Raw genomic sequence first — 21,940 nt, forward strand, 5'->3', positions numbered from 1 at the left:
GCTAGCATGGATGTGTTAGCGAACTTTTCGATTTCTTTGATGAGACAGAGCTCTACCAAAGCGGGTGAGCTGTCTTACATGTTAGTAGATGTCATTCAATCGTTCCATAACCGCACATCGGACTACACTGATAAACTGGTGGCCGCGATGGGCGCGGCAGTTGCTCAGGGTGATGATTGGGCGTTGGAAATTGCGATGGGGGTTTTAGAAACCTTTGCAGCGCTTACCACCGACATTGGTTATGATTTTGAGGAAGTGTTAGTCAAAAATCTACAGTTCCAAGAGAAATATCATCTCCGAGAGCTAGGACCAGAAAGATTGGGGATCCGCACGCTCATTAATTTCCCTCTGCTTGGCATGGTTTGTATGTGGTACGACAAAGGCAACCATCTATCTATTGAAACTGGTTGGCTTCCTCCCTATCTTGTCGAAGGACGTTGGTTAGAAGATGTAAAAGCAGGGAAGATCACTCGATAAACCCCTTTAGTTAGCAATTCCGTATATGAGCCACCTCTCATGGGGTGGCTTTTACGTTTATGGTAGAGAGTTTGCTGTTTGTTGAACCATATAGTGCGCATTGTGTTGGTGCACTAAAACCATATTGGTGCATTTATTAGCATGTTAAACACCATTTCAAGAATACGTAATTTTATTAAAGTTCATACAAAACAATAAATTAAAGCGTAAGTGTTAGAAATATAAATTATGGAATGAGAATTGCTCTGTTAGACGCTCTATAAATTAAGTTCACCAAATTGGTGATGAGCCTAACTTTGATGCACAGGATAAGTGCGCTACAGATCAACGGAGACAATCATAATGAGTGTAACTGCCAATCAGGTACACGGCGCTGTACAAACTCTCACGCAAAGTTCCGACACACTTTTCTTACTACTTGGCGCAATCATGGTTTTTTTGATGCATGCTGGTTTTGCTTTTCTTGAAGTAGGAACCGTGCGCCAAAAGAACCAAGTTAATGCTTTAGTTAAAATCTTGGCCGATTTCGGTATATCCGCCATCGCGTATTTTTTCATTGGATACTGGGTCGCTTATGGCGGCACCTTCTTCGCTGATGCTGAGACATTATCTCAAGGCAATGGCTACGAGTTAGTGAAGTTCTTTTTCTTGCTGACCTTCGCTGCAGCGATTCCCGCTATTGTTTCAGGTGGTATCGCAGAACGAGCTCGTTTTTATCCGATTTTAATCGCAACATTTTTCACTGTCGGTATTGTATACCCACTATTTGAGGGAATGATCTGGAACGGAAACTTTGGTGTTCAAGCTTGGTTTGAAAATACCTTTGGTTATGGCTTCCACGATTTTGCAGGTTCAGTCGTTGTGCATGGTGTTGGCGGCTGGATAGCGCTTGTTGCCGTCGTGTTTTTGGGCATGAGAAAAGGCAGAGTTCGAGCAGGAAAGCACACCAACTTTGCACCTTCGAATATTCCGTTTTTGGCTTTGGGAGCTTGGGTCTTATGTGTGGGGTGGTTTGGCTTCAACGTCATGTCAGCTCAAACTGTGTCAGGCATAAGTGGCTTGGTGGCTATGAACTCATTGATGGCAATGGTCGGGGGCATTGTCGCGTCACTGTTGGCTGGTAAGAATGACCCTGGCTTTATTCATAACGGCCCACTAGCTGGCTTGGTTGCTGTATGTGCGGGCTCAGACTTAATGCATCCTATCGGTGCTTTAGTGACAGGTGCGATTGCTGGCGTGCTATTTGTTTATCTTTTTACCCACCTACAAAACAAAACCAAGATTGATGATGTGCTAGGTGTCTGGCCTTTACACGGTGTATGTGGCGCTTGGGGTGGTATTGCCGCTGGGATTTTTGGTCAAAGCGCATTGGGTGGGCTAGGTGGCGTGAGCATTATCGTTCAGCTTCTAGGAACGCTTTTGGGCCTTTCCATCGCAGCGCTTGGTGCACTTGTAGTCTACGGTGCGATTAATACCAGTATGGGACTGAGGCTTTCAGAAGAAGACGAATTCAATGGCGCTGACCTAGCCATTCATAAAATATCTTCGACCAACGAGGATTGAGGCCAATATGGGAGCGGCATAAAGCCGCTCTTTTAGCAATTGTCTTTCTTGGCTTGGCCCGGAGGACAGAAATTACCATTACCTCGATGGTCATCATCATTGGTGCTGACTCTTACCTTTACATCATCGACTTCGCCTTCAACATTGGTAAGTTGACAGCCTGCCAAAGTCAGAAGCAATGTAAACGTTAGAGATACTTGTCTCATTGCTGTTCCTCTTAAATTGTAATTCTAATAGTGACCATTACGACTATGGTCTAATCCATATTACTACTGTTGCTATTCTTTCAGTGTTAAGCTAATGAAAAAACAGCAAGGATGAGTTATGAATTTCCCTTATAGAAATATTGTAGTACTTACTGGTGCAGGTATCTCGGCCGAATCTGGTATTCAAACATTTCGTGCGCAAGATGGCCTATGGGAGAATCACCGTATCGAAGATGTAGCAACGCCTGAAGGGTTTGCTCGCGATCCGGACCTTGTTCAAGACTTTTACAACCAACGCCGCAAGAAACTTCAAGATAATGCGATAAAGCCTAATGCAGCGCATGAAGCATTAGGTCGTTTAGAGGCTGAGTTAGAAGGTAAAGTGACGGTCATCACTCAAAATATAGACAACCTTCACGAAAGAGGCGGCAGTCAGAATGTGATTCACATGCATGGTGAGTTGCTCAAGGCGCGCTGTAGTGAATCTAACCAAGTAGTAGAGCACAATGAGGACATTAAGACAGGCGAACTTTGTCACTGTTGTCAGATCCCTTCACAAATGCGACCACATATTGTTTGGTTTGGTGAAATGCCACTGCGAATGGGTGATATCTACGCGTCATTAGAAGAAGCAGATTTGTTTATTTCTATTGGGACTTCTGGCGTTGTGTATCCCGCAGCAGGTTTTGTTCATGATGCAAAAATGCACGGCGCACATACCATTGAAATTAACCTAGAACCTAGTGCGGTAGAAAGTGAATTTGAGGAAAAACGCTACGGAAAAGCAAGCGTTGAGGTTCCAAAATTAGTTGACGAGATACTGGCTCTAGAAGGAAAAGAAAGAGCGTAATAACTTCAACAGGAAGAGTTTTTGTATTGTCATTAAGAACAAAAAAGCGGCTCATGAGCCGCTTTTTCATATCTTTAAAACTAACGAATTAGTTGTTCACTTTTAGCTTTTGGAAGTACTCATCGTACATTACGCTCGCTTCGCCAACTTCATCTTGCCAAGTACCGCTGTCCATCACTTCTTGTGGTGGGAAGATGCTTGGATCATTAGCAAATTCTTTCGGTAGCAGATCGTGTGCCGTTTTAACTGGCGTAGGATAACCAATCTCTAGTGCAATCTTAGCTGCGTTCTCAGGACGTAGTAGGAAATCGATCATCTTATGAGCTGCGTCAACGTTCTTCGCACCAGCTGGAATTGCTAGGCTGTCCATCCAGAAGATAGTGCCTTTTTCTGGCCAGATGATGTCGATGTTCGCACCTTCTTGACGAGCCATGTATGCAGAACCGTTCCAAAGCATGCCTAGTGAAACTTCACCCGCAAGGTAAGGGTTTGCAGGAAAGTCTGAGTTAAATACTAATACGTTTGGCATTAGCTTTTTCAGTTCTTCGTAAGCGGCTTTGATTTCTTCTGGGTTAGTCGTGTTTGGTGAGTAACCAAGCTTAGTCAATGCAATGTGGAATACTTCGCGAGAATCATCCATCAGCATTAGTTGACCTTCCCACTTACTATCCCAAAAATCATCCCACTTAGTAACCGATGATTTGTCTAGCATGTCAGCATTGATACCAATACCGGTCGCACCCCAAATGTATGGGATAGAGTAGTTGTTGTTCGGATCGAACGGTTTGTTTAGGAAGTTAGTATCAAGATCGGCAAAATGAGATAATTTCTCTTTGTCGATCTGTTGTAGCATGCCTTCTTTACGCATTTTAGAGACGAAATAGGTAGACGGTACTACCAAGTCGTAACCAGAACCTTGAGTTTTTAGTTTTGCGTACATACTCTCGTTAGATTCGTATGTAGAGTAAATAACTTTGATTCCGGTTTCTTTTGTAAAGTCTTCAAGAACTTCGTTTGGAATGTATTCCGACCAGTTGTAGAAATACAGTTCTTGATCAGCAGCCATTGCAGGGGTAGCGATGAGCGTCGCTGCACATAGAGCGCTTGCGTAGAATTTACTTTTCATTTGTTTTCCGTTTTGTTTCGCGATTGGACAAGTCAATACTAGCTGGAGTTATCGAGTTGAGCCAAATCGCAGTAAGCACAAATATGTTCATTTAGCTTGAATATCGTTGTCTCCTTGTTATGAGACGATAAATCTATGATACCAAGACAAATAAACCTAGCAACGCGCGATTATATCAGCCTAAGACAAAAATAGGCAGCGTATTGCTGCCTATTTTCCTATGGTTGATGACTTGTTACACAAGCTAGATTATTGTCCCGCTTTCAGCTTGAGGAAATAATCTTCGTACTTAACGGTTAGATCACCAACCGCATCTTGCCATTCAACACGGTCAAGGTCTTCTTGAGAAGGGAACAGTGGGGCAACGTCTTTAAACTTAGCATTCGATTCTTCCACCGCCGTTAGGTAGCCAGTATCACGAGAGATTTGCTCTGCGATTTCTGGGCGCAGTAGGAAGTCAATCATCTTGTGAGCGGCTTCTACGTTCTTCGCACCGGAAGAGATAGCGAAGTTATCAACCCAGCCGATACCGCCTTCTTTAGGAAAAACGAGTTTAAGGTTCAGGCCTTCACTTTGTGCCGCTGCGGCGCTACCGTTCCAAAGCATACCAACGCCCACTTCACCAGACATGTAAGGTGCGCCAGGGTTGTCAGAGTTGAAAACTAAAACGTTAGGCATCAACTTTTGTAGCTCAGCGTACGCTTCATCGATTTGCTTAGGGTCTTTTGAGTTACCTGAGTAGCCAAGTTTACGCAGAGCGATATGGAACACTTCACGAGTGTCGTCCATCAACATTACTTGACCTTCAAGCTCAGGCTTCCATAGGTCAGCCCAGCTTTGGAAGTCGTTTGGATCGTACATATCTGCGTTAACCGCTAGGCCTGTAATCGCAACAACGTGTGGGATAGAGTAGTCGTTACTTGGATCGTAAGGCTTGTCTAGGTAGTTTTTATCTAGGTTGCCGAAGTTTTTCAGCTTAGTCTTATCGATCTTTTGTAGCATGCCTTCGTCACGCATCTTCGCCACGAAGTACGTTGAAGGTACTACTAGGTCATAACCTTGGTTATGAGTTTTTAGCTTTGCATACAAAGTTTCGTTCGACTCGTAAGTCGAGTAGATCACTTTGATGCCAGTTTCTTTAGTAAATTGCTCTAGGATATTACTGTTGATGTAAGGACCCCAGTTCATAAATACTAGTTCTTTATCATCCGCTGTCGCTGTACCAGAGAACAGAGAAAGCGCACATGCACTACCAGCTAATAGAGTAGCCCATTTTTTCATTGACGTTAGCTCCAAACCAAACGTTGTCCAATTTTGGACGATAGATAGAAAAACAGAATGGCATGTAACCATTCTGTTTCGTGATGTTAACAGGTGCGGATTCTACTTCACTTTTTCTCTTGCTAGCAACTGAGAAATTACTACCAAGACCAAAGAAACAATCAACATCACCGTTGCTAGGGCGTTCACTTCCGGTGAAATGCCCACCTTAACCATGGAGTAAATCTTCAATGGCAAGATTTCGTATGTTGGACCCGTTACAAACGAGCTGATGATCACATCGTCCAAAGACAGGGTAAAGCTCAATAACCAACCTGCGGCAACCGCTGGTTTAGCGAGAGGAAGGATGATCTGTTTCAAGATAACCCACTCGCTTGCACCAAGGTCTTTTGCTGCTTCCAACATTTTCACATCAAAGCCATTTAAGCGGCTGTACACCGTTACCACAACGAATGGGAGACAGAAGGTGATATGAGCAATCAATAGTGTAAAGAAGCCAAGCTGTGCGCCTAATACTAGGAACAGAGCAAGTAATGAAATCGCCATTACAATATCGGGAGACATCATCACGACAAACAGCATGCCGTTTACCGCACCTTTACCTTTGAACGAGTAACGGAATAGGGCAACGGCCGTTAAGCTACCAATGATGGTTGCTGCTGTCGCTGAGAATACCGCTACGTTCAATGAATGCCATGCAGCTTGCATTAGGCTATCGTTGTTTACTAAGGTTTCGTACCATTTCGTGGTGAAACCACCCCATTTCATACCAAATTTGTTGGCATTAAATGAGTTAACAATTAAGACGATGATTGGCAGATACAAAAATGCATACACCAGCGCCATAAAGCTAAATCTAACTGTGCGTCCCATTAGTCTAGCTCCACTTTCTTATTCAATAGTTTGCCTGCTCTGTAGTAAGCGTAAAGCATCACAGCCATTGCGAAGGTGAGGGCGATACTGGTCGCAGCACCAAATGGCCAGTCACGAGCGTTCAATACTTGGCTCTTAATAACGTTACCAATCAGTAGGTTCTTCGCACCACCAAGAAGGTCAGAGATGTAGAACATACCTAGTGCTGGTAGCAGAACCAACAAACAACCACCGATAATGCCAGGCATTGTAAGAGGTAGAATCACTTTCGTAATGGTTTGGAACTTGTTCGCACCAAGATCTTTCGCCGCCTCGATATAAGTGTTGTCCAACTTCTCGATTGCCGAGTAAAGCGGCAGAATCATAAATGGAAGCAGGATGTACACAAGACCAATCATTACTGCTGTTTCGGTGTACATAATACGTAATGGCTTATCGATGATTTCCATCGCCATTAATGATTTGTTCAAAATACCTTGTGTACCCAGAACAATCTTCAGGCCGTAAGTACGGATAAGAGAGTTTGTCCAAAACGGTACGATAACTAAGAACAACATGAATGGGCGCCATTTCTCTGGCATTTTCGCTATGATGTAAGCAAATGGGTAACCAATGATTAAACACAACAACGTCGCCACAATCGCCATGTAGAACGAGTGCATCAGCACTTTCGCATACAAGGGGTCGAGTAGACGTAAGTAGTTGTCGAAAGTAAATGTCATTTCGATTAAGTTTGCTTCATCACGCGTTAAGAAACTCGTACCGATAATCATCACATTTGGTACCAACACAAAGAGTGTTAACCAACCGACGATTAAGGTAATGATCGCGTTTTGAAGATTAATCTTCTTGCTTATCATTGAGGACTACCTCCCAGCTCTCAACCCAAGTGATAGCGACTTTCTGGCCAAGTGAGTGGTCCACATCAGGATCATCTTCGTTAAAGAATTCGCTAACCATTACACGCATGCCTGAATCCAATTGGATAACTGAATCAAGCGTCATACCTTTATAGGTACGCTCTGTTACGTGACCTACGATGCCTTTTTCTTCAAACTCTTTGATCTCTTCGATACGTAAGTCTTCTGGGCGAAGTAGTACTTGCAGTTTTTCACCTGCTTGCGCTTCCTGATCGTAGTAAACAACAGACTCAACACCTTCGATTTCTGCACGGATACGTTTCTCGTCGATACGCTCTAGCATGGTTGCGTTGAATACGTTGATCTCACCGATAAAGCGAGCAACAAATAGGTTCTTCGGCTCTTCGTAAATCTCACGTGGAGAACCATCCTGCTCGATAACACCGTCGCGCATTACAATAATGCGGTCAGACATCGATAGGGCTTCTTCCTGATCGTGCGTAACGAAGATAAAGGTAATACCAAGTTGACGCTGAAGTTGTTTAAGCTCGATTTGCATTTGCTTACGCAGTTTGTAATCAAGTGCAGATAGAGATTCATCTAGCAGCAGTACTTTTGGTTTGTTAACAACCGCACGCGCAATGGCGATACGTTGTTGCTGACCACCAGAAAGCTGATGAGGCTTACGCTGTGCCATTTTTTCTAGGCGCACCATGCGTAGCGCTTCCATTACTCGTGGTTCAATGTCCGCAGTAGGCGTTTTCTGCATACGAAGACCAAAAGCGACATTCTCATATACGGTCATGTGTGGAAACAATGCGTAACTTTGAAATACCGTGTTGACGTGCCTTTGCTCTGCAGGAACCTGTGTTACATCCTGGTCATCCAAAATAATTTGACCGTGATCTGCCGTTTCAAAACCTGCAATCATGCGTAAAACTGTTGTCTTACCACAACCAGAAGGCCCGAGAATCGTCAGAAATTCACCATGATTAACATCCAGATTTAAATTACCGATGATTTCCTTACCATCGAAACTTTTACTAATACCAGATAAACGAATAACTGGCTTTCCTGCTTGCGGTTTTGCGTTCAACGTCTGTATTTCCCCCACGTTCAAGCCGGGATTATCCCAGCTGATGTGACACTAACCATTCACTTTTGAGGCGCGCATCATAATCACCAAAAGTGTGAAATTAAAGCATTTTCTTATCTTGAAACAGAAATAATTTTGCAGGAAAAAGCCATCATTCCTTACCATACTGTTTTTATGAGATTAATTGGCATCTAAACACAGTTTGATAGCACTAAACTTTGTTCAACAATTGTTTCAATTTCATGACTTTGAAAGTGGTTAATTATCAACCATACAGTTGAGATTGCAAGGATTGTAGGTGAGTTGTGATGTTAGATGTGGAAAGATTTCTTTATAATGACGATTACATTAATTGACTGGAATTCCAGTCAAAATTTTACAAGTTAGTCTTGGATAAACTATGAACGACGATTTTGAGAAAGATTTCAATCTTGGGGGGAGTGTAGAGCGAGCTTTGTCTGGCAACTACGAGCTTAAAGCTGGCGCGGTTTTTAACGAAGCTTGGCGAGCAACCATCCAGCACTTTTTATCATTTTCTCCTGCCATTATTGTATTGCTTTTTGTCCAGTTAGGTATTTTCTATATTGCATTAAAACTGCAGTTGGGCGATTTGACCGTTATTCTTGATGCATTTGAGAACCCAGAGTCGTTCACAAACGATATTGTGTCTTCTATTTATGTCGCGAATTTCAGTTATGAGGTGATTAGCGCCCCAATTTATGCGGGGATAAGTTTGATGGCTATGAGTCATGTCGCTGGCCTGAAGACTAAGTTGCGCCATGTTGGAAAGGGGTTGCAGTTCACCATTCCTGTTATCCTAGCAACGCTCATGAGCTTGATGCTACAAGGTGTGGTTGGTATGATTTTTCCTTTACTGTCGCTGTATCTTTCCTTGGCATTTAGTCACTCTATCTTGTTGATTTGTGAGAAAAGGGTGCCACCAATGCAAGCGTTGCTGTTATCACTTCGCGCAATCAACAAGAAGATTTTTGTGGTCGCGGGGCTTTACTTAGGCGTGATGTTAATGTTTATTATTGCAGCAATGTTCTACGGTATTGGCTTGATTTTTGTGCTGCCATTCTTCTTCCATTTGAAAGGCATACTCTACCGCGAAATGTTTGGAATTAAGCTTAAGATCGTTACAACACAGAAAAACGATAATGATCACGATGGTAACTCACAGGTGTTTGATGCCTAATTCTTTGAAATCAATAAGTTTACGAGTGGCGGCAACCTGTATAGCCGCCACTTTCATTTCTATAGGCCCATATTTACACTACGAGAAACAGTTTAAATATGTGGAAAATCCTGACGTACTCTCTGGCAAGATTAAGCATGTCGATTTATCACACTTGCCATACATCGGTGATATCCCAGACTTCAATTCAATAAAAGATACGAAAGAGAAAAAAGCTGCTTTTTTTGATTTTTTAAGGCCTAAAATTGCTCTTGAGAATCAACGAATTCGTCATGAGCGGGCCTTTCTTACCTCTTTAAAGGTGGGACAAGTGACGCAAGAACAACAAGAGTATGCTCAGCGGTTATCATCTCTGTATTCGTTGCCCTTGAGTAACGATAAGATTGATCAAGCATGGCTAGACGAGATGCTTGTGAGAGTGAACGTCTTACCAGAAGCGTTGGTTCTAACTCAAGCGGCAAATGAATCTGCGTGGGGCACTTCTCGTTTTGCTACTCAAGCAAACAACTTGTTCGGCCAATGGTGTTATAAAAAGGGCTGTGGAATTGTTCCAGCGCAACGTGGCGCTAACAAAGTTCATGAAGTTGAAAAATTCGATTCTGTACAACAGTCTGTTCATGGCTACTTTATGAATGTTAATCGAAACCCAGCGTATGCAGACCTGCGTGAAATCAGAACGTCTCTGGCTGAAAAGAACAAGGGCTTGTTAACGGTCGCAACCGCGTCAGAGTTAACGCATGGGTTGCTAGCCTATTCTGAACGTGGCATCGCCTATGTACACGATCTTCGCGCTATGATTCGTCATAACAACGCCTACTGGACGCAATAAAATAACGGATAAAATGAAAAAGTTAAGCCTAAGTCTATTGGGAAGTGCGGCGCTAATTCTTGTATCGCCGATAACCCAAGCTCAAGAGTACATGTTCACGTACTCAAAGTTATATACTCAACTAAAAAACAACAATAAAGAAGGGCATGACGATGTGAAAGTTGGTGTCTTTTTTGTGGACGCAAAAACTAAGCAAATTTGTACGATAGAAAAAGCTTGGATGGAAAAAGAAGAGCACTATGAAGAGTTTGTTATCCCTGCTTCACAAGAGTTGCCTTTACCAGTTGATAAAAACTTAAAGTCAGCAAATCCGTTGGTTTTTGTCGATACCCCAAAAGATACACGTTGCGATTACTCACTTGTCGTGATGACCAAAGAACCATTACAGGGTAACGTTTCTTACGACCAACTTAAGCCTCTTCTACCTCAAATGCAGACGATGCTGGAAGATTTAGGCGGTATGTTTGCGGGTTGGTTTACACCGGAAGTTCAAGGTGTGACGATGGAGTTTGCAAATCAACTGAATGATAAAGTGATTTTCTCAAACGGAACCGAAAAGCCAATTGTCAATGGCAAGATACAAGTCGCACTAAGTGAAATAGGGCAAGGTGGCACAATGACACTACCAGAACCGACGATGCGAGTGTTACCTTATCTACCTAACGCAAAGAAATGAACACTGAACGTTTAGAAAGGGCTGCAATCGCAGCTCTTTTTTAATTTTGACCGTAACTAAAGTATCTTTCACACTCTTTTCTTAAAGACTCAATAAGACAAGCATTTAATCCTGCGTAAAAAGCTCGTATAATCCACGCCCCAAAGAAACCCATGTTAGGAAGTCCTAGTCGATTTATCGGCGATGTGAGAGCCCGCAATGAACCAAATAGATACAAGAAAAGAAACCCTAGAATTCAACAAGCTTCAGAAACGCCTAAGAAGACATGTTGGAAATGCCATTACTGATTACAACATGATCGAAGAAGGCGATGTTGTAATGGCATGTATTAGCGGTGGTAAAGATTCATTCGCGATGCTTGATATCCTGCTGAATCTTCAAAAAGCCGCACCGATCAAATTTGAAGTGGTTGCGGTAAACCTAGACCAAAAACAACCGGGCTTCCCTGAGCACATTCTGCCAGAGTATTTCGAAACACTGAACATCCCTTACTATATCGTCGATAAGGACACGTATTCCGTCGTAAAAGAGAAGGTACCAGAAGGCAAAACCACTTGTGGTCTGTGTTCACGCCTGCGACGTGGTACGCTGTATTCATTTGCAGAGAAGATTGGTGCAACTAAGCTTGCGCTAGGTCATCACATGGATGACATCGTCGAAACAATGTTCTTGAACATGTTCCACGGCTCTCGCCTTAAAGCGATGCCACCAAAGCTACGCTCTGATGATGGTCGTAACGTGGTCATTCGTCCATTGACTTACTGTCGTGAAAAAGATTTGATCAAATACGCTGAGCACAAGGATTTCCCAATAATTCCGTGTAACCTTTGTGGCTCTCAAGAGAACCTTCAGCGTCAATCTATAAAAGCAATGTTGATTGAATGGGATAAGAAGACGCCAGGGCGTGTGGAAGCAATTTTTAAATCAATTCAAAACGTAAGCCCAAGCCAACTAGCAGACCGCGAATTGTTCGACTTTGTTAACTTACCGCTAGATCGTGAAGGTAACCGCGAAGAGTATGAATTTAATGAGGCTGTCGTTTCTTCGACGAATATTGATGAATCGATGTTCATCGATGTTACGAACATCTAACTCGTAAAAAAGGAGGTCAATTAGACCTCCTTTTTTGTACCCAACGCTTTAACTGTTCCCAAACAAAAATCCCCCTGTATTCGGGGGATTTATTAGCGCGCTCAATACATAGCAATACTAAGGAGAGATTAGGTTGCTGTATTTGGATCGAGAGGACTAATGTAACCTTTTGGTTTTAGAGCCAACACATCGCAATTTATTTTATCAATTACGTGCTCCGCTGTATTACCAATAAAGACAGCAGAAAGCCCAGTTCGCCCTGTAGTACCTAAAATAACCATTGCAGCATTTAAGCGCTCTGCAGCTGCCGGAATGACATCTTCAGGTAAACCTTGCTCAACTATCGTTTGTTCTTCATCAAGACCATGTTTTTGGCGTAGTGCTTTCATAGCCGTTAAATGATGACCTCGCACCGCATCGGTATAAGTCGTTGGGTCAAATTCAGGAAGTTCAATCGTAATGTTCGCCGGTGTAACGGGGTAGGCGTTAACAAGATATGGCTTGGCCTCAAGCCGAGTGGTGATTTCTTTTAATCGCTCGACCATCGTATCGTTGAGATCAATATGAGTCGGGTTTTCTGAGCCCACATGTACTGAGGCAAGGATACTTGCTTGTTCCGGCCAAGCAGCATTCTTAATAAGAAGCACTGGAATAGGGCATTTTCGCAACAAGTGCCAATCTGTCGGTGTGAAAATGACAGACTCTAAAACATCATGCTTACGTGTGCCTTTGATGACTAGGTCATGATTGCCTGCGTAGACTTCAGCAATAATCGCCTCATAAGGGCGGTTGTGCCAGACAACACAAACATCAAAGTCGAAGCCATCGTTTAGGTATGGTTGAGCAATTTTACGCATCCACTGCTCACGCTGATGAATGACACCTCGACGCATAGCATCTCTTTCATCCACTGACAGCATTGACGTCATGTCATACGAGAAATCGTAAATGGATAAAAAGAAAGTGATTCGGCTTCTAGATACACTTTTCTGAGCTAATTGAACAGCTCTTGCAAGTGCGGGCTGCTCATCATTATTGATGTCAGCTACAACAAGGATCTTACTGTATATACTCATAACTAAGCCCACTTCTATTGCAAAACCAGATACTGAATGTAAATTAAATCAGTATTTTGGAGTACTCACCGTACATTTTTACTGTAGCTTAGTTTGGAGAACTTTTTGAGGACTTTCGAAAGGAATTTATGAGAAATATGATGTAGCTCATTTTCGAGCTACATCAATAATTAGGGTGTATTATTCTTTAGTTACACCAGCAAGTTCCATCAATGCATCGTGGTCTAAGATAGTGATATATTTACCTTTTACGCTTAGGATCTCTGATTTCTGGAAACGACCTAACAAACGACTGATCGTTTCGACTGTAAGACCAAGGTAGTTGCCAATATCACCACGAGTCATAGTTAAACGAAACTCTCTAGGGCTGAAGCCACGCTGAGAAAAACGCGTTGATAGGTTGTAAAGGAAAGCAGCTAGTCGCTCTTCTGCATTCTTTTTAGAAAGAAGCAAAATCATTTCCTGATCACCTTTAATTTCGTTACTCATCAAACGCATGATTTGCTGGCGAAGCTTAGGCATCTTACCCGATAGATCGTCTAAAATTTCGTATGGGATTTCACATACCATCGACGTTTCGAGTGCTTGAGCAAAGCTAGGGTGGGAGTCACCAGTGATAGCATCGAAACCGACTAAGTCTCCAGCTAAGTGAAACGCTGTGATTTGCTCATCACCTTGCTCTGTGATCGTATAGCTCTTGATGGTACCAGAGCGGATAGCGTATAGCGATTTTAGCTCATCACCGGCCTTAAAAAGCTCTTGTCCTTTTTGAATAGGCTTCTTACGTTCGATGATTTGGTCAAGCTGATCAAGTTCTGCCTCATTTAGAGTGAACGGGATACACAGTTGACTAATGCTACAATCTTGGCAATGAATGGCGCAACCGCCTGATTGGATACGCTTTGTTGCAGGTTTTTCAGAAATCATAACAACCTTTCACTATTTGATATACATCAATATTTTAGCATCGCTTAATCCTAAAGGGTAGCAAAAATGTCACCTCAATAGAGTTTAACGTTATATGAAACCGAGTAATGCTAAGGCTCCTACAGCGGTATACGTACCATAGCCAATAAGGATTAATGCTGAAATATTTCTAAATATTAATGATTTTTGTAATTTCTGAAAATGATTGGAACCGTATCCAATAATAAGCATTGCAGGTAGCGTTCCGAGCCCAAACGCAAGCATAATTAGGCCGCCGTTCATCGCACTACCAGAAACCGCCGACCAAGTAAGCGCTGAATAAACTAAACCACATGGTAACCAACCCCAAATAAAGCCAAATGGCAACGCGTGAAGAGGATGCTTTAATGGCAACAAACTCTTCCCTGCCGGCGAGATAAAGCGCCAGAGATACTGCCCTAGCTTTTCTATTAAAAGTAAGCCTTGCCACCATTTAGCAATATACAGCGCGACAAGAATCATGAATAACGCAGCAATCAGCCTTAACCAAGCAAGAGAATGCGTTAACCCACTAAGCTCAGATAAACCTGATATAGCACCACCCACTAATGCTCCTATTAAGGTATAACTGATCAATCGTCCGAGGTTGTAGAAGAGGGGGATAAGAGGGGTGGTTTTATTTTTAGCAGAAGAGCCCATGGTAAGCAGAGACGCGATACCACCACACATACCCATACAATGACCGGCTCCTACTAAGCCGATCATCAACGCACCGATAAAATCAGGAGTCATAAAGGTCGCTACTTTTTATCATTATTAGATTGGTCTTCTTCGTCGAGAAGAATGTTGTGCCCTTGCCGTTCAAGATCTTCAAACTGATCGCTTCTTACCGCCCAAAGAAAAACGGCGACAGCAACACAAACGAGAACGATAGCGATGGGAATCAATATATAAAGACTTTCCATGTTTGCTTTCTCTACTTATTTCTCTTTGAGCAGGCGCAAAGAGTTAGATACAACGATAATTGAGCTTGCAGACATGCCAACTACTGCAATGTAGGGAGCCACTAAACCTGCGACCGCCAAAGGCAAAATTAACAGGTTGTAACCCAAAGACCAAGCCAAGTTTTCTCGAATAATCTTTCTTGTACGCAGTGCAAGCAAACGTGCTTCTAGTAGCTTTTCGAGATTATCCCCAAGTAACGTCATATCTGCAGAAGCTTTAGCGACATCTGTACCACCGCCCATTGCGACAGAAAGGTGAGCTCCGGCGAGAGTCGGCGCGTCATTGATTCCATCACCAACCATCATAGTGATACTGTTTTCGTCCAAGCTCTTAAGGTATGCAAGCTTATCTTCTGGCTTTGCTGACGCGACGATGTGATCGATACCAATTTCATTCGCCACTGGTTGGGCGTTTGAGAGAGAATCACCAGTTAGCAGGGTTGTCTTAATTCCAGCGTCAGCAAAACGTTGAATAAAGGCTTTGCTTTCTTTTCGGATAGGGTCGCGGTAGTAAAAGCTAGCGACATGCTTGCCATCAACCGACAGATAGACCGCCTGGCTTTCACCACTTTCTTTGCCTTGAACAAAAGCAGCACTACCTATCTTAACGATTTTGCCATTCCACATACCCTCAATCCCTGAACCAATCACGTTTTGCACGTCAGACACGATAAAGTCATCATTGGTGTAAGTTGCAAAAGAACGAGCGATAGGGTGGTTTGCATGAGCCTCTAAAGCTGCAGCTAGTGATAGACAATCTTTCTGTGGGAGATCACTAAGTACCTTTGTTTCACAGATCTCAATATCACCTTTCGTTAGAGTGCCTGTTTTATCTACAACTAAGTGGTTGATCTTACATAGTGTCTCAAACACATGGCCTTTACGAAGCAAAATGCCAAAATTACCCATTCTAGAGGTAGCACAAGTGAGAGCGGTCGGAGTGGCCAGAGATAGCGCACATGGGCATGTAGCAACTAACACAGACAGCATGATCCAAAACGCATCATCTGGTTTTGTTTGATGCCAGTAAAACCAAGTACCAGCAGAGATGATAAGAATCACACCAACAAAGTAACGGGCGACAATGTCTGCAATTTCCGCAATTTTAGGTTTGGAGTGTTGAGCTTCATCTTGTAAACGCACGATGTTAGAAATCATTGAATCGGCCTTTGAGCTTACTACCTCAAGTTCAAATGATTCGTCTCCGTTTAGCGTTCCTGCATAAACAATATCGCCTTCTCGTTTCACAACGTGCACTGACTCGCCCGTTAGCATGGATTCATCAATATGAATACGGCCTGAAATAACTTTACCGTCAGCGGGGATATGTTCACCAGGTAGAACGCGAATACGATCGCCAACTTTTAGCGTCTTCACGGGTATCTGATCACCGTCCAGCGTTGTAGCAATTGCCGGAATCAACTTAAGAAGGTTACCACTCGCTGCAGCAGCTTTGCGACGAGCGCGCATCTCTAAGAATCGACCTACTAACAAAAAGAAGGTAAACATCGAGATAGATTCAAAGAAGACTTCGCCTTGTTCAGTTACTGTTGCAACTAAACTTGCAACATAGGCAAAGATCAACGCGATAGAAACCGGGACATCCATACCAAGGGTTCGGCCTTTGATACTGCGCCATGCGTTTAAGTAAAATGGAAGAGCGGAATAAAGCAAAACAGGAGTAGCAAAAATCAAACTTACCCAACGAAAGTAACTTTTAAACTCTGGCTCTAAATCACCAAAGACTTCGAGATACAGTGCAACGGCGAGCATCATGACCTGCATGGTTGCTAAACCTGCAATACCTAGCCGATATAGATATTGCTTCATCATTCGATGGTAAGAGGCTTCTTGCTTATCTGCTTCAAAAGGTGCAGCTTTGTAACCAAGTTTATGAATAACGGAAAGGAGCTCGCTTAACCGTACCTGAGTTTTATCCCAGGCTAGTAACGCTCGATTGGTGGTTGTATTAACACGGATAGATACCAACCCGGCCGTATTAGAAACTTGCTTTTCGATTAACCACGCACAAGCGGCACATGAAACGCCTTCCAAAGAAAGGGTTACTTCAGAAACATTTTCGCGATTTCGTACGAATTCAGATTGTACATCCGCATTGTCATAATGAATTAAAGCTTGGAGTTGCTCTGGTACTAGATCTGCCTTTTCTGCAGGCGCAGTGCGGTATTGGTAATATGATACAAGACCACTATCGACAATAGTCTGCGCCACAGTTTCGCAGCCCGGACAACACATGTCGCGAATTTCACCCAATATTTCTACTTTGAAATCCGTGTTGGCTGGTACATCTTCACCGCAGTGATAACAGGATTTACACATATGCTTACTTCATTAACGGTGTTGAAGAGGCAGGAAACTCAACTTTACCTTGGATCATCCATTGCTTGTCGTGTGGTTGTAGTTCAACAAACCATGGTCCTTGAATAGATTCCTCAGCTTTTAGTCGGTAATTACCAGATGCATCCGCTGTTACAAGCTTTGTGAAGTCACGATCAGGAAGAGTACGATGAGTGAAAGTGGCCGTTAGAGCAGGGTAATGAGGTAGCTTCCCTTTAGCGAAAACAATCACAACATTGTTATTTTCAGAGGAAATCTCAGCGTTAAGACCTAGGTCACGAGCGACATTCATTTTACTAATGTCGATATTAATGCCTTTGCCTTTTTTATAGTAATCCTCGGCGACTAAAGAAACAGAGTTGTTCGAGAAAACGACCACAGTAATCACAGTCCAAACTACGACAGTAAGAGGAAGGATGATTAGGAACCACGGCCAAAATTGTTTATACCAAGGCTTTACCATAAAAAAGTTCTCAACAGCTAAATGAAAAAATGTAAGGCGTTAAATTTAAAGGAAAGACAGCCCCTATGAAAGGGGCTGTTATTGCTATGTTACGTAATATCTCAGTTACTTACTCTCTGAGTTACTTAAACTCCAGACATATGAGGCAACGAGCTGAACTTTATCTTCACCCAAAATGTCTTTCCACGCAGGCATTACGCCTGAGCGTCCGTTCATTACGGTTTCTGTTACAGCTGCACGAGAGTCACCAAATAACCAGTCTTGGTCTGTAAGGTCAGGCGCACCGACTGCAGGGTTACCCTTACCATCGGTACCATGACAAGCAGCACACACTACGAAGCGTGCTTTACCTGCCGCGGCTTCACGAGCATTTACTTTACGACCTGATAGACTAAGTGTGTAACTTACAACTTCTTGAACACCTTGCTCACCAAGGGCATCTTTCCATGCTGGCATTTGACCAATACGGCCGTGCATGATGGTTGTAACGATCGCTGCTGGCTCGCCACCATATAGCCATGCATCATCAGTCAGGTTAGGGAAGCCTTTCTGACCACGTGCATCAGAGCCATGGCATTGAGAACAGTTTTGCAAAAACAAACGCTGACCAACTTTTAATGCTTCAGGATCTTGCGCAATTTCAGGAATTGGGCGTAGACCACTGTCATTGTGCGCAAGTTTACGGAATGCTTCGCCGAAGTAAGCGTCGGCATCATCCAGTTCTTTTGCATATTGGTTTAGTTGCTTGTTCTCTTGTGCTGCAGCGATGGCTTCTTTTGACTCTTCTAGTGAGCGAACGGTTTGAGCCGAACTCTGCCAGTTTAAAAAGCCCTTGAAGCTACCTAGACCTGGGAATAGGGCAAGGTAAACTGCTGCGAACACAAATGTGCTTACAAACAGGTAAGTCCACCACTTTGGTAGAGGGTTGTTTAGCTCGCGAATACCATCGTACTCGTGGCCCATGTCTTCCCCTTCCTCGACGCCCATTTTATCTTTAGCGCACCAAGTCAGGAGAATCGCACAGCCTACTAGCGTACCGACAGTAATCACGATAATCCAGAGACTCCAGAATGTAGTCATTACTTCTTCACTCCTTGGTTATTAGGGGTCTTTTGTTCTTCGTCAGCAAACACCAAGTTGGCATCTTCTTCAAAGCGTGCTTTACGCTTTTTACTAAATGCCCACCATACGATGCCAATAAAACTAGCGAAGAGTACAACGGTATAAATACTATGAATTGTACCGAAATCCATATGATCCCCTTACTTCATTGCATGACCAAGAGACTGAAGGTAAGCGATGATTGCATCCATCTCTGTTTTACCTTCTACTTCTTTAGCCGAATTCGCGATCTCTTCATCAGTGTATGGAACGCCGAACTGATCACGAAATAGCTCAAGTTTCTTCTGAGTTAGCTTACCGTCTAAAACGTTTTCAGCTAGCCACGGGAAACCTGGCATGTTTGACTCAGGTACAAGCTCACGAGGATCTAACAGGTGAACACGGTGCCATTCGTCAGAATAACGACCACCAACACGAGCTAAATCCGGGCCTGTACGCTTAGAGCCCCAAAGGAATGGGTGTTCCCAAACACTCTCACCAGCAACAGAGTAGTGACCGTAACGTTCAGTCTCTGAGCGGAAAGGACGAACCATCTGGCTGTGACAGACGTTACAACCTTCACGGATGTAGATATCACGGCCTTCCATCTCCAAAGGAGTGTAAGCGCGCAGATTTTCTACAGGTTCAGTCGTTTGCTTTTGGAAAATCAGAGGAGTGATCTCTACAAGAGCACCCCAACTGATAGCAAACACGATAAAAATAGCCAACAAACCGACATTACGTTCTAAGATTTCATGGCGATTATTAGAATTATTACTCATTCTTAAATCTCCTTATGCCGGATGTGGGATAGCTTTTAGGCTTTCTTTAGGTGCACTTACCGTTTTGTACGTGTTGTATGCCATTAGGAACATACCAGATAGGAAGATAAATCCGCCTAGGAAACGTACAAAGTAGAACGGATAAGACGCTTCTACAGATTCAACAAAACTGTAAGTTAGCGTACCGTCAGAGTTAACCGCGCGCCACATAAGACCTTGCATTACACCAGAGATCCACATCGCAACGATGTAAAGAACGGTACCGATTGTTGCTAGCCAGAAATGCACATTAACTAGACCAACAGAGTACATACGCTCTTGGCCAAATAGGCGAGGTACCAAGTGATATACAGAGCCGATAGAAACCATCGCAACCCAACCTAACGCACCAGAGTGAACGTGACCAATGGTCCAGTCTGTGTAGTGAGAAAGTGCGTTAACCGTCTTAATCGACATCATCGGGCCTTCAAAGGTAGACATACCGTAGAACGACAGTGAAACGATTAGGAAACGTAGGATAGGGTCATAACGAAGCTTATGCCATGCACCAGATAACGTCATAATACCGTTGATCATACCACCCCAAGAAGGAGCAAATAGAACCAGCGACATAACCATACCTAGAGACTGAGTCCAGTCTGGTAGCGCTGTATAATGAAGGTGGTGAGGGCCTGCCCAAATATATAGAGAAATAAGTGCCCAGAAGTGAACGATAGATAGACGGTAAGAATAAACAGGACGTTCAGCTTGTTTAGGAACGAAGTAGTACATCATACCTAGGAAACCAGCGGTCAGTAGGAAACCTACCGCATTGTGTCCATACCACCACTGAACCATCGCATCCACTGCGCCCGAGTAAATCGAGTAAGATTTACCGAGTGACACAGGAATAGCCATGCTGTTCACGATGTGAAGTACTGCTACTGTGATAATAAAGGCACCGAAGAACCAGTTTGCCACATATATGTGTGACGTGTTTCGTTTCACCAGTGTGCCGAAGAACACCACCGCATATGATACCCATACTAGCGCAATTGCGATATCAATAGGCCATTCTAGCTCAGCATACTCTTTACCCGATGTTAAACCGAGAGGCAAAGTAATGGCTGCTGCCAGGATGATTGCTTGCCAACCCCAAAAGGTGAAGGCAACGAGTGGGCCACCAAAAAGACGTGTTTGACATGTGCGCTGTACAACATAATAAGACGTTGCGAACAGAGCACTGGTACCAAACGCAAAAATTACCGCATTAGTATGCAGTGGACGTAAGCGACTGTACGTCAACCACGGCGTATCAAAGTTTAGCTGTGGCCAAACTAATTGAGCGGCAATCAAAACACCAACAGCCATACCAACTATGCCCCATAAAATGGTCACAAGGGTAAATTGGCGAACGACTGTATAGTTGTAGTTTTGTTCAAGCTGCTTTACTTGGCTCATTTGCATGCTTCCAATTTCTAATTAACTACACTTTTACTTCCAACACGACTTGCGTCGTAACACCACCCAAGTAAACTCTAGAATTCAAGTGTTATCATCACCTTATTTCCATTGCTGACTTTAATAAAAAGTGGCATTTTCAGCGTGACACTATACTTGAATTAACAATTCAATGACAGGGTAGTAACCTTACTGGACCTCTGGAAATCATTTTTTATTTAAAAAGTTTGAAGTTTGTAACAAGGATATTAGTAATTATGCCTGCACAAAAGTTAACAAAGGCGCGACTTGCACAAATCTTAATCATGCTCAGTGTTTTAATAGGCGCATTTTTCTGGCGTACCTTTACACACGAGAGTGTTAATAGCGTTGACTGTTCACAAAAAGAACGATGCGATGTAACAATTGAAGGAGAAATAATCACGATTAATCGTGACTCAATGGGAATTTCGCTCGAAACGACAGAAAGTAGCACTCTAAAAATTGATCTAAATCAATCTGGTAATTTTATCAATCTCAACGAAAAGCATAAGTCAGTAGAATGGGACATCATGCCTGAATCGAAAAAAATCACCTTTAAAAAAGGTGAAAACATTGTTGTAGTTCAATTATAAATACGATCTATCACGAGATAATCGTAACTTATTAATGAAATTAACACCTTCTTACCTAGAGAAAATTGG

24 protein-coding genes are annotated in these 21,940 nt (G+C 43.1%); 8 read left to right on the plus strand and 16 right to left on the minus strand.

The window, feature by feature from the left end:
- Positions 1–477, plus strand: a 477-nt coding sequence (locus R7E47_RS20195; RefSeq protein WP_318085035.1) for an immunity 49 family protein, incomplete at its 5' end; no start/stop codon positions are given.
- Positions 478–819: 342 nt separating this feature from the next.
- Entirely contained in the window at positions 820–2,040 is a 1,221-nt protein-coding gene (locus R7E47_RS20200; protein WP_017634904.1) for an ammonium transporter, read from the plus strand.
- 32 nt (positions 2,041–2,072) lie between these two features.
- On the opposite strand, the gene R7E47_RS20205 is transcribed toward R7E47_RS20200, so the two are convergent.
- Entirely contained in the window at positions 2,073–2,246 is a 174-nt protein-coding gene (locus R7E47_RS20205; RefSeq protein WP_005377524.1) for a hypothetical protein, read from the minus strand.
- 118 nt (positions 2,247–2,364) lie between these two features.
- Here R7E47_RS20205 and cobB point away from each other — a divergent pair, with 118 nt between their 5' ends.
- A complete protein-coding gene (gene cobB, locus R7E47_RS20210) occupies positions 2,365–3,096 on the plus strand; it encodes a Sir2 family NAD+-dependent deacetylase (protein WP_005377522.1) in 732 nt (243 codons plus the stop codon).
- A gap of 88 nt (positions 3,097–3,184) precedes the next feature.
- On the opposite strand, the gene R7E47_RS20215 is transcribed toward cobB, so the two are convergent.
- The 5 genes from R7E47_RS20215 to potA form a co-directional block, all read right to left on the minus strand.
- The gene (locus tag R7E47_RS20215; protein ID WP_025766646.1) at positions 3,185–4,222 is read right to left on the minus strand and encodes an extracellular solute-binding protein; all 1,038 of its coding nucleotides are present in this window, start codon (positions 4,220–4,222) and stop codon (positions 3,185–3,187) included.
- Positions 4,223–4,471: 249 nt separating this feature from the next.
- Positions 4,472–5,503, minus strand: a complete 1,032-nt coding sequence (locus tag R7E47_RS20220; protein WP_017634902.1) for an extracellular solute-binding protein — start codon at positions 5,501–5,503, stop codon at positions 4,472–4,474.
- Positions 5,504–5,605: 102 nt separating this feature from the next.
- A complete protein-coding gene (potC, locus tag R7E47_RS20225) occupies positions 5,606–6,376 on the minus strand; it encodes a spermidine/putrescine ABC transporter permease PotC (protein ID WP_005389180.1) in 771 nt (256 codons plus the stop codon).
- Positions 6,376–7,236, minus strand: a complete 861-nt coding sequence (gene potB, locus R7E47_RS20230) for a spermidine/putrescine ABC transporter permease PotB (protein WP_136977053.1) — start codon at positions 7,234–7,236, stop codon at positions 6,376–6,378. The genes potC and potB overlap by 1 nt, the downstream gene beginning before the upstream one ends.
- Entirely contained in the window at positions 7,217–8,332 is a 1,116-nt protein-coding gene (gene potA, locus R7E47_RS20235; protein WP_238967065.1) for a spermidine/putrescine ABC transporter ATP-binding protein PotA, read from the minus strand. Before potA ends, potB begins: the two co-directional genes overlap by 20 nt.
- A 400-nt stretch (positions 8,333–8,732) precedes the next feature.
- Between potA and R7E47_RS20240 the strand changes: the two genes are divergently transcribed.
- The 4 genes from R7E47_RS20240 (at position 8,733) to ttcA (ending at position 12,127) form a co-directional block, all read left to right on the plus strand.
- Complete coding sequence (locus R7E47_RS20240; protein WP_005377508.1) at positions 8,733–9,530, plus strand: hypothetical protein; 798 nt, start codon at positions 8,733–8,735, stop codon at positions 9,528–9,530.
- Positions 9,523–10,359 (plus strand): glucosaminidase domain-containing protein, encoded by an 837-nt coding sequence (locus tag R7E47_RS20245; RefSeq protein ID WP_017634900.1) that lies wholly within the window; start codon positions 9,523–9,525, stop codon positions 10,357–10,359. The genes R7E47_RS20240 and R7E47_RS20245 overlap by 8 nt, the downstream gene beginning before the upstream one ends.
- Positions 10,360–10,372: 13 nt before the next feature.
- Positions 10,373–11,035 carry a DUF2987 domain-containing protein gene (locus R7E47_RS20250; RefSeq protein ID WP_005389171.1) on the plus strand — a complete coding sequence of 221 codons (663 nt, stop codon included), beginning with the start codon at positions 10,373–10,375 and terminating at the stop codon, positions 11,033–11,035.
- 198 nt (positions 11,036–11,233) lie between these two features.
- Positions 11,234–12,127: a tRNA 2-thiocytidine(32) synthetase TtcA gene (gene ttcA / locus R7E47_RS20255; RefSeq protein ID WP_005377502.1), complete on the plus strand. Its 894-nt coding sequence runs from the start codon at positions 11,234–11,236 to the stop codon at positions 12,125–12,127.
- A gap of 128 nt (positions 12,128–12,255) precedes the next feature.
- Here ttcA and uspE read toward each other — a convergent pair whose 3' ends face one another.
- The 10 genes from uspE to ccoN form a co-directional block, all read right to left on the minus strand.
- Positions 12,256–13,203, minus strand: a complete 948-nt coding sequence (uspE, locus tag R7E47_RS20260) for a universal stress protein UspE (RefSeq protein ID WP_005377500.1) — start codon at positions 13,201–13,203, stop codon at positions 12,256–12,258.
- A 180-nt stretch (positions 13,204–13,383) separates the two neighbouring features.
- Positions 13,384–14,130: an FNR family transcription factor gene (locus tag R7E47_RS20265; protein ID WP_005377497.1), complete on the minus strand. Its 747-nt coding sequence runs from the start codon at positions 14,128–14,130 to the stop codon at positions 13,384–13,386.
- Between the two features lie 90 nt (positions 14,131–14,220).
- Complete coding sequence (locus R7E47_RS20270) at positions 14,221–14,901, minus strand: sulfite exporter TauE/SafE family protein (protein ID WP_136977052.1); 681 nt, start codon at positions 14,899–14,901, stop codon at positions 14,221–14,223.
- Between the two features lie 8 nt (positions 14,902–14,909).
- Entirely contained in the window at positions 14,910–15,074 is a 165-nt protein-coding gene (gene ccoS / locus R7E47_RS20275) for a cbb3-type cytochrome oxidase assembly protein CcoS (RefSeq protein WP_130544951.1), read from the minus strand.
- Positions 15,075–15,089: 15 nt separating this feature from the next.
- Positions 15,090–17,453, minus strand: coding sequence for a heavy metal translocating P-type ATPase (locus tag R7E47_RS20280; protein WP_017821936.1), 2,364 nt, complete (start codon positions 17,451–17,453; stop codon positions 15,090–15,092).
- A gap of 4 nt (positions 17,454–17,457) precedes the next feature.
- Positions 17,458–17,934, minus strand: coding sequence for a FixH family protein (locus tag R7E47_RS20285; RefSeq protein ID WP_005377489.1), 477 nt, complete (start codon positions 17,932–17,934; stop codon positions 17,458–17,460).
- Between the two features lie 105 nt (positions 17,935–18,039).
- Positions 18,040–19,014: a cytochrome-c oxidase, cbb3-type subunit III gene (ccoP, locus tag R7E47_RS20290; protein ID WP_005377487.1), complete on the minus strand. Its 975-nt coding sequence runs from the start codon at positions 19,012–19,014 to the stop codon at positions 18,040–18,042.
- Positions 19,014–19,187, minus strand: a complete 174-nt coding sequence (locus R7E47_RS20295; RefSeq protein WP_005377485.1) for a cbb3-type cytochrome oxidase subunit 3 — start codon at positions 19,185–19,187, stop codon at positions 19,014–19,016. Before R7E47_RS20295 ends, ccoP begins: the two co-directional genes overlap by 1 nt.
- A gap of 9 nt (positions 19,188–19,196) precedes the next feature.
- A complete protein-coding gene (gene ccoO, locus R7E47_RS20300; protein WP_005377475.1) occupies positions 19,197–19,817 on the minus strand; it encodes a cytochrome-c oxidase, cbb3-type subunit II in 621 nt (206 codons plus the stop codon).
- 12 nt (positions 19,818–19,829) lie between these two features.
- Entirely contained in the window at positions 19,830–21,257 is a 1,428-nt protein-coding gene (gene ccoN / locus R7E47_RS20305; RefSeq protein ID WP_005396488.1) for a cytochrome-c oxidase, cbb3-type subunit I, read from the minus strand.
- Between the two features lie 257 nt (positions 21,258–21,514).
- Here ccoN and R7E47_RS20310 point away from each other — a divergent pair, with 257 nt between their 5' ends.
- Positions 21,515–21,871: a hypothetical protein gene (locus tag R7E47_RS20310; protein ID WP_005377473.1), complete on the plus strand. Its 357-nt coding sequence runs from the start codon at positions 21,515–21,517 to the stop codon at positions 21,869–21,871.
- The last annotated feature ends 69 nt before the right edge of the window (positions 21,872–21,940 follow it).

It is taken from the genome of Vibrio sp. Vb1026, assembly GCF_033338745.1.
In the GTDB taxonomy this organism is placed as follows: Bacteria; Pseudomonadota; Gammaproteobacteria; order Enterobacterales; family Vibrionaceae; genus Vibrio; species Vibrio alginolyticus.

Bases quoted from the DNA above. Each gene is read 5' to 3' on its own strand.
- ccoN (WP_005396488.1), bottom strand. From the start codon at position 21,257: ATGAGCCAAGTAAAGCAGCTTGAACAAAACTACAACTATACAGTCGTT.
- ttcA (WP_005377502.1), top strand. From the start codon at position 11,234: ATGAACCAAATAGATACAAGAAAAGAAACCCTAGAATTCAACAAGCTT.
- R7E47_RS20240 (WP_005377508.1), top strand. From the start codon at position 8,733: ATGAACGACGATTTTGAGAAAGATTTCAATCTTGGGGGGAGTGTAGAG.
- R7E47_RS20250 (WP_005389171.1), top strand. From the start codon at position 10,373: ATGAAAAAGTTAAGCCTAAGTCTATTGGGAAGTGCGGCGCTAATTCTT.
- R7E47_RS20220 (WP_017634902.1), bottom strand. From the start codon at position 5,503: ATGAAAAAATGGGCTACTCTATTAGCTGGTAGTGCATGTGCGCTTTCT.
- uspE (WP_005377500.1), bottom strand. From the start codon at position 13,203: ATGAGTATATACAGTAAGATCCTTGTTGTAGCTGACATCAATAATGAT.
- R7E47_RS20310 (WP_005377473.1), top strand. From the start codon at position 21,515: ATGCCTGCACAAAAGTTAACAAAGGCGCGACTTGCACAAATCTTAATC.
- R7E47_RS20245 (WP_017634900.1), top strand. From the start codon at position 9,523: ATGCCTAATTCTTTGAAATCAATAAGTTTACGAGTGGCGGCAACCTGT.
- R7E47_RS20270 (WP_136977052.1), bottom strand. From the start codon at position 14,901: ATGACTCCTGATTTTATCGGTGCGTTGATGATCGGCTTAGTAGGAGCC.
- R7E47_RS20205 (WP_005377524.1), bottom strand. From the start codon at position 2,246: ATGAGACAAGTATCTCTAACGTTTACATTGCTTCTGACTTTGGCAGGC.
- R7E47_RS20285 (WP_005377489.1), bottom strand. From the start codon at position 17,934: ATGGTAAAGCCTTGGTATAAACAATTTTGGCCGTGGTTCCTAATCATC.
- potB (WP_136977053.1), bottom strand. From the start codon at position 7,236: ATGATAAGCAAGAAGATTAATCTTCAAAACGCGATCATTACCTTAATC.
- R7E47_RS20200 (WP_017634904.1), top strand. From the start codon at position 820: ATGAGTGTAACTGCCAATCAGGTACACGGCGCTGTACAAACTCTCACG.
- ccoS (WP_130544951.1), bottom strand. From the start codon at position 15,074: ATGGAAAGTCTTTATATATTGATTCCCATCGCTATCGTTCTCGTTTGT.
- ccoO (WP_005377475.1), bottom strand. From the start codon at position 19,817: ATGAGTAATAATTCTAATAATCGCCATGAAATCTTAGAACGTAATGTC.
- ccoP (WP_005377487.1), bottom strand. From the start codon at position 19,014: ATGACTACATTCTGGAGTCTCTGGATTATCGTGATTACTGTCGGTACG.
- R7E47_RS20215 (WP_025766646.1), bottom strand. From the start codon at position 4,222: ATGAAAAGTAAATTCTACGCAAGCGCTCTATGTGCAGCGACGCTCATC.
- R7E47_RS20265 (WP_005377497.1), bottom strand. From the start codon at position 14,130: ATGATTTCTGAAAAACCTGCAACAAAGCGTATCCAATCAGGCGGTTGC.
- R7E47_RS20280 (WP_017821936.1), bottom strand. From the start codon at position 17,453: ATGTGTAAATCCTGTTATCACTGCGGTGAAGATGTACCAGCCAACACG.
- potC (WP_005389180.1), bottom strand. From the start codon at position 6,376: ATGGGACGCACAGTTAGATTTAGCTTTATGGCGCTGGTGTATGCATTT.
- cobB (WP_005377522.1), top strand. From the start codon at position 2,365: ATGAATTTCCCTTATAGAAATATTGTAGTACTTACTGGTGCAGGTATC.
- R7E47_RS20295 (WP_005377485.1), bottom strand. From the start codon at position 19,187: ATGGATTTCGGTACAATTCATAGTATTTATACCGTTGTACTCTTCGCT.